Source organism: Methylicorpusculum sp., from assembly GCF_030651835.1.
Lineage (GTDB): Bacteria > Pseudomonadota > Gammaproteobacteria > Methylococcales > Methylomonadaceae > Methylicorpusculum.
The window spans coordinates 1-13,309 of sequence record NZ_JAUSBX010000034.1; the positions used below are offsets into that span (position 1 = coordinate 1).

At 48.7% G+C, this 13,309-nt stretch carries 13 protein-coding genes and 1 pseudogene; 7 read left to right on the forward strand and 7 right to left on the reverse strand.

Annotated elements, in window-relative coordinates:
- Nucleotides 1-184 (forward strand): annotated as a pseudogene (locus tag Q7V32_RS04055) (IS630 family transposase); the annotation flags it as partial.
- 334 nt (nt 185-518) lie between these two features.
- Here Q7V32_RS04055 and Q7V32_RS04060 read toward each other — a convergent pair.
- Complete coding sequence (locus Q7V32_RS04060; protein ID WP_304895702.1) at nt 519-944, reverse strand: GNAT family N-acetyltransferase; 426 nt, start codon at nt 942-944, stop codon at nt 519-521.
- The gene (locus tag Q7V32_RS04065; protein ID WP_304895703.1) at nt 913-1,224 is read right to left on the reverse strand and encodes a DUF1778 domain-containing protein; all 312 of its coding nucleotides are present in this window, start codon (nt 1,222-1,224) and stop codon (nt 913-915) included. The genes Q7V32_RS04060 and Q7V32_RS04065 overlap by 32 nt, the downstream gene beginning before the upstream one ends.
- Before the next feature lie 522 nt (nt 1,225-1,746).
- Between Q7V32_RS04065 and Q7V32_RS04070 the strand changes: the two genes are divergently transcribed.
- From Q7V32_RS04070 to Q7V32_RS04090, 5 genes are all read left to right on the forward strand, one after another.
- Nucleotides 1,747-2,232: an Hsp20/alpha crystallin family protein gene (locus Q7V32_RS04070; protein ID WP_304895704.1), complete on the forward strand. Its 486-nt coding sequence runs from the start codon at nt 1,747-1,749 to the stop codon at nt 2,230-2,232.
- A 579-nt stretch (nt 2,233-2,811) separates the two neighbouring features.
- Nucleotides 2,812-3,672, forward strand: coding sequence for a TRAP transporter TatT component family protein (locus Q7V32_RS04075; protein WP_304895705.1), 861 nt, complete (start codon nt 2,812-2,814; stop codon nt 3,670-3,672).
- Between the two features lie 3 nt (nt 3,673-3,675).
- Entirely contained in the window at nt 3,676-4,686 is a 1,011-nt protein-coding gene (gene dctP, locus Q7V32_RS04080) for a TRAP transporter substrate-binding protein DctP (RefSeq protein ID WP_304895706.1), read from the forward strand.
- Nucleotides 4,687-4,690: 4 nt separating this feature from the next.
- Nucleotides 4,691-5,176 (forward strand): TRAP transporter small permease, encoded by a 486-nt coding sequence (locus Q7V32_RS04085; protein WP_304895707.1) that lies wholly within the window; start codon nt 4,691-4,693, stop codon nt 5,174-5,176.
- Nucleotides 5,170-6,444 carry a TRAP transporter large permease gene (locus Q7V32_RS04090; RefSeq protein WP_304895708.1) on the forward strand — a complete coding sequence of 425 codons (1,275 nt, stop codon included), beginning with the start codon at nt 5,170-5,172 and terminating at the stop codon, nt 6,442-6,444. Before Q7V32_RS04085 ends, Q7V32_RS04090 begins: the two co-directional genes overlap by 7 nt.
- A 384-nt stretch (nt 6,445-6,828) precedes the next feature.
- Here Q7V32_RS04090 and Q7V32_RS04095 read toward each other — a convergent pair whose 3' ends face one another.
- Nucleotides 6,829-7,332, reverse strand: a complete 504-nt coding sequence (locus Q7V32_RS04095) for a flavin reductase family protein (protein ID WP_304895709.1) — start codon at nt 7,330-7,332, stop codon at nt 6,829-6,831.
- The gene (nadC, locus tag Q7V32_RS04100) at nt 7,322-8,161 is read right to left on the reverse strand and encodes a carboxylating nicotinate-nucleotide diphosphorylase (protein ID WP_304895710.1); all 840 of its coding nucleotides are present in this window, start codon (nt 8,159-8,161) and stop codon (nt 7,322-7,324) included. The genes Q7V32_RS04095 and nadC overlap by 11 nt, the downstream gene beginning before the upstream one ends.
- 101 nt (nt 8,162-8,262) lie before the next feature.
- Here nadC and ampD point away from each other — a divergent pair, with 101 nt between their 5' ends.
- Nucleotides 8,263-8,820 carry a 1,6-anhydro-N-acetylmuramyl-L-alanine amidase AmpD gene (gene ampD, locus Q7V32_RS04105; protein WP_304895711.1) on the forward strand — a complete coding sequence of 186 codons (558 nt, stop codon included), beginning with the start codon at nt 8,263-8,265 and terminating at the stop codon, nt 8,818-8,820.
- A 27-nt stretch (nt 8,821-8,847) separates the two neighbouring features.
- Here the strand turns inward: ampD and lspA are convergent, their stop codons facing one another.
- The 3 genes from lspA to ribF are packed head-to-tail and all read right to left on the reverse strand — an operon-like array spanning nt 8,848 to nt 13,127.
- Complete coding sequence (lspA, locus tag Q7V32_RS04110) at nt 8,848-9,330, reverse strand: signal peptidase II (protein ID WP_304895712.1); 483 nt, start codon at nt 9,328-9,330, stop codon at nt 8,848-8,850.
- Nucleotides 9,330-12,161, reverse strand: coding sequence for an isoleucine--tRNA ligase (gene ileS / locus Q7V32_RS04115; RefSeq protein ID WP_304895713.1), 2,832 nt, complete (start codon nt 12,159-12,161; stop codon nt 9,330-9,332). The genes lspA and ileS overlap by 1 nt, the downstream gene beginning before the upstream one ends.
- A gap of 6 nt (nt 12,162-12,167) precedes the next feature.
- Nucleotides 12,168-13,127 carry a bifunctional riboflavin kinase/FAD synthetase gene (ribF, locus tag Q7V32_RS04120; protein ID WP_304895714.1) on the reverse strand — a complete coding sequence of 320 codons (960 nt, stop codon included), beginning with the start codon at nt 13,125-13,127 and terminating at the stop codon, nt 12,168-12,170.
- Nucleotides 13,128-13,309: the final 182 nt, after the last annotated feature.

The following is a 13,309-nucleotide window of genomic DNA, read 5'->3' on the forward strand; positions in this document are numbered from 1 at the left end:
ATGGTTTGGAATTTTATCCCGCAAAACACTCAAAGGAGCCAGCTTTACAAGTGCTGAGGAGCTAAAGAGTGCGATTGAGGCCTTTATCGTAAGGCATAATCAGAAGGCTCAACCTTTTAAATGGCGTCGAAGAGAGGTACAGGGTAGTCAGATAAAAAATACAATAGCTAATTTACGCAATTAAATACTAGCATGGGACTCAAGCCGATCGAGTTAGAAGGAGCAATGGGATCAGGTCTTGCAAAATAGCAAAAATTGTATTTGCTGGGATTTGTGGTGAGACCACTTGGGGAAAAGGAGTCGGTTAAATTATTAATTTAACTTTTTAACGATCACCAGCTACGACTACACCGCCCAGGACAACACCTGGAGCTACACTCGCAACCAGTTGCAAGACATCAAGGCGGCCAGCTGGACCAATGACAGCTACCAATGGACCGGCTACACCAACGGTCACCCGCACCCGCACCACCAATGGCCTGAACCAATACGCCTCCCCTGGTTTCGCATGCTCTCCCTTATAGGCTGATTGAAGCTGCGGGCAGAAATAATAACAGCGGATTGTCCGGAAAAGCTTCGAATCCAAAGCGTCGATAATAATCGGCAGCCTTTTCATCGATGGCGTCGACCAGAAGCAACTCACCCAGCCCCTTATTCTGAAACATCCTGTCAACGGCCAACCGGCCCAGTCGCACGCCTGGTATGCGGCTAGGCAGTTTCTTGCGCCAAGCATCGGGCAGATGGCGGTTTTCGAGTTCGGCTAGCGTTAGGGCATAATAGCCGCAGATTTGAGTTGACTCGGCTTCGTCGATAGCAACGAAGGTTTTTGATAGCCCATTGTCCTGATGTTGCCGAACGACCTGTCTTAACCAGCCATTCAGTTCCTGACGCCCACAATCAAAACCTTGCCGATCATGGCTCCCAGTTAAAGGTATTATCTGCATTATTTTGTTTTGCGTCCTGATAGTGTTTCATGGCGGCCTGCAACTTGGCGTGGGGTTGTGGCGGGTTTTCCATCAGATCAAGCAACCAATTCCAGTCGCGAGGGGATAGACGGATAACTTCCTCACGCTCGATAACTGCCTGAGCTTCTTTTAAAGCCGACTGCACTAAAAACTGGTTGACCGTGGCGCCGGTCAATTCGGCAGCGCGACACAATGTTTCGTAGACCTCATGCGGAACGCGCGCACCGATGCGGTCTTGCTTGGCTGGGACGGTTTCCATACTATTTACCTGCGATTAAACGGAATTTTCTACTCAGTGTAACGCTGTCGCCAAAATGACACCACAATAAGATGACCCGACCATACCCCCACTTAGCCAGGCTCTTCGCCACTTCTCCAATTTTCAGGGACATCAATCATGCAAACTCGACATAGATAAGAATTTACAGAACAAGCGCTCTCGTAGGTGTTTACCCTAATATATTTATTGCCTGTTTTCATCTTTAATACCGATGGTGCTCAGTCAGTGTCTCTATGATGGTCTTGCAAATGGCCTTTAATTTCCCCCTCTTTACAGCCCATTTGAGTTTTCCGCTATAGATTCGCTGACTGAGTATTGATCAGTTTATTTCCAGGTTTTCGTCAAATTCTTCAAGCTTTTTCCTATCCCAAAATGAGGCGGAAAATATCAAACTGGGAATTGCCGGCCTTATCAACCATGAAAAAGCAATGGCGAACCCTCGCGCTATTATCAAGCTGAATAACTTTTTTAGAAGTTTGAACACTTAAAAAGGAGCATGCCATGAATTCCAATGAAAAAGAAAATAAGCAAAGTTCAGAATTAAAAGCCCCTTCAACAAACGGCAATCTGATTTCATTTGACGACTTCGATAATTTTTTTGATGACTTTCTGTCGCGCAGATGGCCCAGACTTTCAGACTGGAATATACCGGCTATGGGTTTGGAGAAAGGTTTCCCGAAAGTGGATATTATCGATCATGACAATGAAATCGAAGTCCAGGCAGCTTTACCCGGTGTAAAAAAAGAAGACGTGGATGTCACCGTTAATGATCAGGCCATCACCATCCGCACTTCCACAAAAGAAGAAAAAAAGGAAGAAGGGAAATATTTTCGCCGGGAAATAAGCCGGGGTGAGTATCAGCGCACGCTATCGTTACCCGGCACCGTTGATTATGACAATGTCAAAGCGTCGTTTAAGGACGGTATATTAAAAGTCATTATTCCAAAAACAGAAAAGGGCAAACGTAAAAGCATCGATATCGAGTAATAGAACGGGGACCGGAGCACGACAATCATGCTGTCAACAATGTTATCGGCTGATTGTCAGCTCTGGCCCTTGACGTCGTAAAGCCTTGATGACTCAAGCCGACACTACCGGTTAGTGGCAGCAAAGCTCATGCATACCTGCAAATTCGAAATTCCCATCGTGACAAAGAAACGCAACAAATGAACGAGATTACTTCCGACAAGCTTTGATTGAAGACAATCAATCATCATCGAAGCAATTCCCAGTTTGATGATAAAAAGGGAAGTAGTAAGCTACAGGGATGTTGGCAACAGGGCAGATTATTATTCCGGACAACATCTGCATTTCCACCGTCCTTGGCGGTCAGATGATGCTGTCAAGACCCCATGGAGGGTTTACGGCGTTCCTCGCGAGGTTTATGCCACCCCCATAAAACTACATTAAAAGTCCTGATTATAAAGATCAATCAGCTCAGTCAAAAATCGTCATCTCGGCAGGGCGTTCTAGCAGAACGGATTATGATGCGCTAATATAGCGTTTCTCAAGAGTCAGGAAACTTTAGTTTCATTTTTTAACGCTCATCATCATGGGAAAATTCTTGTGACTCTATCAAAACCTACAAATGCAGCTGTTCTGCTTTTGATAATCCCGTTCTTGATCGGTTGCGTATCATCGGCATTACAGGACGCGTCCGATTCATTTGCAAGCGCTATTCTCGACCAGGAAGATGTCGCTATTGTCAGAGAAGGATTACCGGCCTATTTGTTAATGACGGACGGCTTGATCGAAAGTAATCCGAACAATGCCGACCTGCTCATGTCGGGAGCAAAACTCTATGCTTTTTATGCTTCCAGTCTGGTCAGTGACAACATGCGTTCACGCAAGCTGACTGAAAAAGCCCGCAGCTACGCTCAACGCGCGCTGTGTTTAAAACAAGCCGAGCAGTGCAAGATTGACACGCTGGCTTATGATGACTTCAAGCCTGCCCTGGATAATATCAATCAGAATGCGACGAACGAATTGTACACGTATGGACTGACCTGGGCGGCCTGGCTGCAGGCGCACAGCAGAGACTGGAACGCCATTGCCGACCGGCCAAAAATCGAAGCTCTATTTGAAAGAATCGTCGATTTGGATGAAAGCATTGATGCCGGCCGCGTCCATTATTATTTAGGCCTGCTAAGGTCTCAACTTTCCCCCGCATTAGGCGGAAAACCGGAACTGGCAAAAACCCACTTCGAACGAGCCATTGAGCTATCGCAAGGCAAAGACCTGGCGGTCAAAGTGGCGCTGGCGCGAAATTATGCACGTATGATTTTCGACCGCGCGTTGCACGACAACGTGTTGCATGAAGTCCTGCAGGCAGACCCCAAGGTTTCCGGCCTGACCCTTTCCAATACGATGGCTCAACAGGAAGCTCAACACTTATTGGACGAATCTTCCAGCTATTTTCAAGAGTAAATTATGCGCAGATTAACAGCAGCGGTTGTTTGGGTGTTTCTGACCCTTTTCTCACAAAATGCTTTATCGATTACGCTGAAGATAGCCACCGCATCGCCGGATGGCACCGTGTGGATGGAAAAAATGCGTCAGGCTGCAGAGGTCATCAAACAACGGACTTCCGGGCGGGTGATATTCCGTTTTTATCCGGGCGGCATCATGGGCAACGATGCCAGCGTTATGCGTAAAATCAACGTCAATCAACTGCAAGGCGGCATCATTCCAGGCGGCGGATTGAAAGACATTTATCCGGATTCGCAAATCTACAGCCTGCCGTTGATCTTCCGCAATTACAACGAAGTCGATTATGTCCGCTCGCACATGGATGAGATTATTATCAAAGGACTGGAAAAAAACGGCTTTATCAGTTTTGGTTTGAGCGAAGGTGGCTTCGCCTATCTGATGGCAAACAAGCCGGTGGCTAGAGTGGACGATCTGAAAGGCCAGAAAATCTGGATTCCGGAGGGGGATTACATCAGTCGAAGTGCATTCCAATCGATCGGTCAGTCGCCGATCTCTTTGCCGTTGACCGATGTGCTGACCAGCCTGCAAACCGGACTGATCAATACCGTCGCGGCTTCACCGATGGGGGCCATCGCGTTGCAATGGCACACCCGCATCAAATATGTCACCGACGAACCGCTGGCCTATTTTTATGGAACCATGATCGTCCAGGCAAAAGCCTTTGCGGAACTAAGCCCTGAAGATCAACAAAGTGTCCGCGAAGTCATCGGTGCAGTTTATAAGGATCTTGATCGTATCAACCGCCGAGACAATAACGAGGCGCTGGACGTTTTGCGTAATCAGGGAATCCAATTCGTTCCGACAGATAAAAACGACCAAGTCAGTTGGCGGACCATGTTGGAAGACACCGAGACAAGAATGGGCAAGGAAGGCGTTCTCAGTCAATCGATTCTGGATACCTTAAAAAGGCATCTGCGAGAGTTTCGCCAGAACCAGGGTTCAGGCAATTAAGACGATGTTCCGGCGTTTGATAACCGGCTTAAGTCGCCTGGAAGATCTCACTCTGGTCACCATTCTGACAGCGATGATCCTATTGGCAATAGGCCAGGTGGTGCTTCGCAACATTTGGGGCAGCGGTTTTGTTTGGGCCGATCCGCTGCTACGCATCCTGGTATTATGGATTGCACTTTTGGGCGCAATGGCGGCAACGCGGGATCGCAACCATATCAGCATTGATGTGCTGAGCAAATTCTTACCGGATTACCTGAAAAAGCCGAGTCAATTTTGTACGCATCTATTTACCTCGGTGATTTGCGCCCTGCTCTCATGGCAAGGCTTGCGACTGGTATTGATGGACTTCCGGGAAGCCACCCTTGCATTTGCTTCGGTACCCGCCTGGGTCTGCGAATTGATTATCCCGTTTGGTTTCTGCGTCATTAGCTTGCGTTTTTTCCTATACGCCTTATCTGCCTTGTTTGACAGGGAACCTTCCCGGTGCTGATTTCACTGATATTGCTCCTGTTAGCGTTGCTGGGCACCCCCTTGTTTGCCATTATCGCCGCAGGCGCGTTACTGGGCTTTTATCAAAACGATGTAGATCTGATGGTAGTCGCCATAGAATTTTACCGGTTGACGGATATGTCGATTCTACTGGCGATTCCATTATTCACTTTCGCCGGTTATTTATTAAGCGAGAGCCGCGCGCCACATCGGCTGATGCGACTCACTCAGGCACTATTAGGCTGGCTGCCCGGCGGTCTGGCCATGGTTTCTCTAACCGCTTGTGCTTTACTGACTGCTTTTACCGGCGCTTCAGGTGTCACCATTGTCGCATTGGGCGCTTTGTTATATCCGGCCCTGATGCAGGCCGGTTACCGGGAAAACTTCAGTCTCGGATTGATTACCACATCGGGCAGCCTCGGCCTGTTGTTCGCACCGTCGTTACCGCTGATACTTTACGGCGTGATTGCCCAGCAAATGAGTGTCGGCCGGCCGTTTACCATCGATGAATTATTCCTCGCCGGCATCATGCCCGGCCTTTTGATGCTGGTGTTGCTTTCTGGCTGGAGCTATTCTCAAAACCGCCATTTACCTTTGATCAAATTCACCGGTACCGAAGCCTGGCAGGCTATCAACGAAGCGCGTTGGGAGCTGCCTTTGCCCTTTGTAGTACTGGGCGGCATATACAGTGGCTATTTCGCTGTATCGGAAGCTGCCGCAGTCACCACGGCTTATGTACTGATTGTCGAAGTTTTGATTTATCGGGAAATAGAACTGCAAAAACTGCCCGAAATTATGCGCAAAGCCATGGTCATGGTGGGTGGAATTCTGGTGATACTCGGCGTCTCGCTTGCGTCTACCAACTATATGATCGATGCGGATGTGCCGGGGCTTCTGTTTGGTTTTGTCAAAGAACACATCTCCAGTCAGCTCACATTTTTGATAGCACTTAACATTTTTCTGCTGATACTCGGCACTCTGCTGGACATCTTTGCGGCGCTGGTAATCATGATTCCGTTGCTGCTGCCGATTGCCGTCGGTTATGGCGTGGACCCGGTGCATCTGGGTATTATTTTTCTCGCCAACATGCAAATTGGCTATTTTACGCCGCCCATAGGCATGAACCTGTTTATCGCCAGTTATCGCTTTCAGCGGCCAATGCTACAACTTTACCGCGCCACCTTACCGTTTTTCTTCATTCTGCTGTTATCCGTGCTGATCATTACCTACTGGCCCGCACTGACGCTGGGACTTTCTTCGCTAAGATAAGAGAGCTCAAGATTCACTCCCGGAATGACCCGATATCGCGGCAATTCCCAATTTGACTCTAAAGAAGGGGTAAGGTGAGTTTGGCAAGAATGTCGATAGCAGGATTGCTATCTTCCCCTATGGATGAGTTCACGATGTGCCTCGCCAGACATGCCTTGCCCCCTAAACGTCGCTATACCTTTCGCACTTCAAATTTCGACAGTGCCTAAGGAGGCAACGGGTTGTTCGGCAAAGGCTATGCCAGCATGGCTGCTGGCTAGGTTTTACGGCGTCCTTTGACGGGCACCCCGGTGCCGAATTTCGATCTGCGATGGGTATAAAAATCACAACAGGACCATCAGTTGATATTGGCATGCCAAACAGCAGTCTGACCAATACACACGGTTAAGATGACGATTCCTCGGAAGAACCGGAATAAAGCCTCTCGCTTTGATCCATCTCTCCGGTTTGCCCGTAAAGCATGGGACGGCCTGGATTTTTGTCTTGCGCATCGACTACGCGGCACACAACCACTTGATGATCACCCGCATCGGCGTAGGAGGAAACTTCGCAATCGAAAAAAGCCAGCGTCTCAGGCAGAATGGGTGCGCCGGTTACGGCGGTTTGCCAGTCTATGCCTGACATTTTGTCTTTACCGGACGAGCCGAAACGCTCAGCCAGCGCCATCTGCTGATCGCTCAAGACATTGACCGAACAGACGCCGCTTGCCCGCAATAATTGATACGACGTGTGTTGAGGATTGATGCTGAAGGCCAGCATGGGCGGATCGAAGGAAACCTGCATCACCCATGCAGCGGTAAACGCATTGATGTTGTTGCCGTCGCAAACGCCGATAACATAAACGCCGTGACTGATAAGTTTGAACAGATCGGCCAATTTAGTCGTCATGGTCCAGCACCAATTGAATACGCATGGACAAATCGATGGCCTCAACGTGTTTGGTCAGCGCGCCTATTGATATAAAATCAACGCCGGTCTCGGCCACCTTGCGGATATTTTCCAGCGAGATATTGCCGGAGGCCTCTAACTCAACCCGTTTGTCAGTCAAAATCACCGCTTTACGCATATCCTCAAGATTGAAATTATCAAGCATGATCCGGTCCGGACCTGCCGCTAAGGCCTGATTCAATTCATCGAGATTTTCAACCTCGACTTCTACCGGCACAGACGATTTGGCTCTGGCGGCTTTGACCGCATTGGCGATGGAACCGGCAACGATAATATGATTTTCTTTAATCAGCACCCCATCGTACAGCCCCATTCGGTGGTTATAACACCCGCCGCAGGCAACTGCATATTTTTGCGCCTGCCGTAATCCAGGTATGGTTTTACGGGTATCCAGAATCTTGCAGCCGGTTCCGGCTACCGCATCCCGGTATCGGCGGGCCAGCGTTGCCGTTGCCGATAAGGTTTGCAACAGGTTTAACGCGGTGCGTTCGCCGGTCAACAACGACCTGGCCGGACCTTTCAGGCTGCACAGAAAGGTATCTGCGGCGATAGCTTCGCCTTCTGCGACACGCCAATGAATGGTCATGCCGGGAGCCAGTATAAAAAATACGGCATTGAACCAGTCCCTGCCGCAGAGCACCATCGCATCGCGAGACATCACTTGGGCCTGTGCCGAGAGATGCTCCGGAATAATTTCTGCAGTGATATCGCCACTGCCTATGTCTTCGGCCAACATCTGTTTGACCTGATCAATTAGGGCTTGCTTCATAGCGTCTCCTTCGGTTCGTTTGTTTCATGCCCGGCTGATCATGCGATAAAATGCGGACCAGTGAATAATAACAGTGTTTTCAACTTTTACTCGATCCAATCATGCACCTAGCCGAACACCGAATAACCGATTGCTGTCAGATCATGTCACCCAATTGCGACGAACGTCCTGATCCTGACGACATTTCATTGATCGTGATTCATTGTATCAGCCTGCCCCCCGGAGAGTTTGGCACAGCCTGCATTGATCAATTGTTTTGTAACGATTTGAACCCGGCTGATCATCCCTATTTTGAAAGTATTCATCAGCTGAAAGTATCGGCGCATCTGCTGATTAAACGCACCGGCGAAATAACGCAGTATGTACCATTTAATCTAAGGGCCTGGCATGCGGGCATGTCGGAGTATCAAGGCAGACAGCGCTGCAACGATTTTTCTATCGGAATCGAGCTGGAAGGCATGGATACAACCCGCTACACAAGCGAACAATATACACAGTTAATAGCGGTGATCGACTGTCTGTTAAAGCATTATCCGAAACTATCCCGGCAAGCCATTACAGGACACAGCGATATAGCCCCGGGTCGAAAAACCGATCCGGGGCCGGCATTTGATTGGGACAGGTTGTTTAAGGGCTTGCCGGAAGTATCTCAGGATTAAGGCTGATGCCTTACTCGTTTTAACCGGTTATTCCGGCTTGGGTTTACCGAAACCGAACGATTCGGCCAGCATCAGCATCACACCCACGGTAATCGCGGAATCGGCAATATTGAAAGCCGGCCAATGCCATGCCTGATAATAAACATCCAGAAAATCGATCACATAACCGTATGCCAGTCTGTCGATCAAATTACCGATCGCACCACCCAACACCAACGACAATGCAATCGCCAGCAAGGTCTCATGTTCTTTGAGCCGCATGATCCAGACGACAATGACACCGCTGACAACAAACGCCATTGCGGCAAAAAACCAACGTTGCCAGCCGCCAGCCTCACTCAAAAAACTGAAGGCTGCGCCGGTATTATGAACATAGGTCAGTTTAAAAAAAGGCAGAATGTCTATCGATTCGTATAACTGCATGCCGGTTTTAACTGCCCATTTGGTCAGCTGATCCAGCACCAAAGCAATAAAAGACAGCCAAAGCCATTTCAACTTGGTGCCGGCCATTATGCAAACTGCCTTATTTCGCCGGAACCTTCGACGTTCTCAACACACCGTCCGCACAGTTCCGGATGGTCCGGATGAACGCCGATATCATCGCGTTGGTGCCAGCAGCGAACACATTTTGGTTGGGTGGACGCGACAACCAACACACCCAGTCCGCTCACCTCTGTTTGAGAGGCATCGGCCGGTCTTTCGGATGCCGTTTTAACGCGGGCGTAAGACGTGATAAAGATAAAATGCAGTTCTGATTCAATCTGTTTGAGTACAGGAAAAAGCGACTCATCCGCGTAAAGGGTGACTTCCGCATTCAATGACGCGCCTATGGCTCCGGTTTTTCTGACCTGTTCCAATTCCTTGCTGACCGCTTCCCGCACGCTCATGATGGTTTGCCAGAATTCCCGATTCAACGCGCTGTTATTATCAAGCTCGAACAAACCTTGATACCACGTTTCAAGAAAAATCGATTCGCCGCGAGAACCGGGCAAATACTGCCAAAGTTCATCTGCGGTAAAACTCAGTATCGGCGCCAGCCAGCGGGTTAATGCCTCCAGCACATGATACATCGCGGTTTGGGCCGAGCGAAGCGCAAGACTGTCATGCTTGGCGGTGTATTGCCGGTCTTTAATGATGTCCAGATAAAAACCGCCTAAATCCACGGCACAAAAATGGTGAACTTTTTGATAAACCAAATTGAATTGGTAATTATCGTAAGCGTCTATCACTTCCTGCTGCAGCACAAATGCCCTGTCCACGACCCACCGGTCCAATGCGATCATGTCGTCAACCGAAACACTGTGTAATGCAGGATCAAAACCATCCAGATTGGATATCAAAAACCGGGCGGTATTGCGCAAGCGCCGATAAACATCGGACGTGCGTTTGAGAATTTCGTCCGAAACACTGATTTCTCCCCGATAATCGGTTGCTGCCACCCACAGACGCAAGACATCGGCGCCCAGTGTTTTCATGACGGATTGAGGCGCAACGACATTGCCGCTGGACTTGGACATTTTTTTGCCGTCACCATCGACGACAAAGCCGTGAGTCAGCACTTCCCTGAAAGGAGCGACGCCTTCCATCGCAACAGATGACAGCAATGATGACTGAAACCAGCCGCGATGTTGATCGGAACCTTCGAGATACAGATCGGCCGGAAAACCCAGATAATCGCGGTCTCTCAATACCGAAAAGTGAGTCACCCCGGAATCGAACCAGACATCCAGCGTATCCTGAATTTTGTCGTATTGCTCGGCTTCATTGCCCAGCAAGTCTGCCTTATCCAGCTCGAACCAGGCGTCAATCCCCTTTACTTCGATTTTCTGAGCGACCTGTTCGATCAATTCTTCGGAATTAGGATGCAGTTCCCCGCTTTCTTTATTGACGAACAAGACAATGGGTACGCCCCAGGTCCGCTGTCTTGAAACACACCAGTCCGGCCTTCCTGAAATCATACCTTCTATACGGGCCTTACCCCAATCCGGTATCCATTCAACTTTATTGATTTCTTCAAGCGCTTGTTCGCGCAAGCGGTTTTTATCCATAGAAATAAACCATTGCGGCGTTGCCCTGAAAATAATCGGAGTTTTGTGACGCCAGCAATGCGGATAACTGTGCAAAATAGCTTCTTTATGAATCAGCACCCCTCGCTCGGCGAGCACTTCCAGCACATGATCATTCGCATTAAAAACATGCTCACCCGCAAAGAACTCGGTTCCCGGTAAAAAAACACCATTCCCGCCTACCGGATTATCAACCGGTAGACCGTATTTTTGGCCGACTACATAGTCGTCCTGTCCATGCCCCGGTGCGGTATGAACCGCTCCGGTTCCGGCTTCGGTAGTGACATGGCCGCCTAGAATGATAGGCACTTGTCTATCGTAAAACGGATGCTGCAGCATTTGATTTTCCAGCGCATCACCCTTGCAATAGGCAATGACCTTGTAATCGGAAATACCGTAACGCATCATCGCGTCTTTCATCAGCGCTTCAGCCAGCAGTAAGCGCTCAGGCTGACCATTTTTACTGAATTGAATAACCGCGTATTCCAGATCCGGATTTAAAGCCACAGCCTGGTTAGCGGGCAGCGTCCAGGGCGTGGTTGTCCAGATAACCATCGACAAAGGCCCTTCGCCCGGATGTTCCGGTACGTGATGGCAAGCTGCCATGAACTTCGCCTCATCCAGAACTCTGAAACTTACGTCAATAGCAGGAGAATGCTTATCTTCGTACTCGACTTCCGCTTCAGCCAGGGCGGAACCGCAATCGGTACACCAGTGAACCGGTTTCGCACCTTTGGTTAAATGGCCTTGACGACTGATTTTACCCAGCGCGCGAACGATATCGGCCTCTACTTTAAAGTTCATGGTGAGATAGGGATTGTCCCATTCACCAAAAACACCCAGGCGGATGAATTCCTCTTTTTGCATTTCGACCTGTTTGGCCGCATAGTCCCTGCAGGCAGTCCGGAATTCGGCTGCCGTCAATTTGGCGCCCGGTTTTCCGACCTTTTTTTCAACCATTAACTCGATAGGCAACCCATGACAATCCCAGCCGGGCACATAAGGCGCATCGTATCCGGACAGGGTCTTGGATTTGACAATGATGTCTTTAAGAACCTTGTTGACCGCATGACCGATATGAATGGGGCCGTTCGCATAAGGAGGCCCATCATGAAGAATAAACTTGGGACGACCGGAAAATGTTTCTCTGATTTTTGAATACAAGCTGGCTTCTTTCCACTTTTTAAGTTGCTCCGGCTCGCGTTGTGCCAGATTTCCTTTCATTGGAAAATCCGTTTTGGGTAAATTCAGTGTGTTTTTGTATTCCATCGTCATCACTAGTTATTTCAGCAAAAATTCTTTGGCTTCAGTTACGTCTTTCTCAATCTGAGTCTTCAATTGTTGCAATGACTCAAATCGCTGCTCATCTCTGATCTTCTTTAAAAAATGAACTTCTATCTGCCGGCCGTATATATCTCGATTAAAATCGAATAAATGCGTTTCCAAAGTCACTTTGGACGCGCCGTTTACAGTAGGCCGCGTGCCGACATTGGCAATTCCCGGCAAAGCCGTGTCATCCAGCCCCGACACCCGGACAGCGAATACGCCATCGATCGGTGTATTTCTTCTCAACAACCTGATATTCGCCGTAGGAAAACCAATGGTTCTACCCACGCGCTCACCGTAAGCAACCCGGCCGCAAATCGAATAGCTGCGGCCCAGCATTTTTTCAGCCATCGGCAAATCTCCCTCACCTAATGCGTCACGAATCAATGTGCTGCTGATTCTATGGCCGGACAAGCGGTAAGATTGAGAATCTTCAACCTTAAATCCGTACTCCAGGCTTTTATGGTTAAGTAACGCAAAATTACCTTTACGCGCTTTACCAAAATGAAAATCATCACCCACAACCAGGTGTTTTACATTCAGCTTGGCTACCAGCACTTCGCGTATAAAATCTTCGGCATCCGAATTGGCGAAGTGCATGTCAAACTTCATGACCAGCAGGATGTCCACCGGAAGCGTCAAAAATTGTGTCACTTTTTCGCGCAAGCGCATCAATCTTGAGGGCGCATTATCGCCCATAAAATATTCTTGTGGCTGGGGCTCGAAAATAATGACCACGACCGGCAAATTCATTTGCCGGCCTTTTTCGGCCAATTTATCTATCAAAGCCCGATGACCTAAATGTAAGCCATCAAAATTTCCAATTGTAAGCACACAACCTTTTAGTAATGGTTGTAAGTGTGCCAACCCCCTGACTACGCGCATATTGGAAGCTATTTCTTCAAAACTTGCCATTCTACCACCAAGTGATTCTTTACTGACAAGTTATCAGTTCTAACCAGCAATTCTCAATTTAAAACCATAGCTTGTATAATGTTTAATTTTTGCAACCTGCACGGAAGCTTATGGCCAGTCCCTTTCATCCCTCAACGAAACCGGCACCCTTTACAGCGCGCTCATTGATTGACAAAACCCGC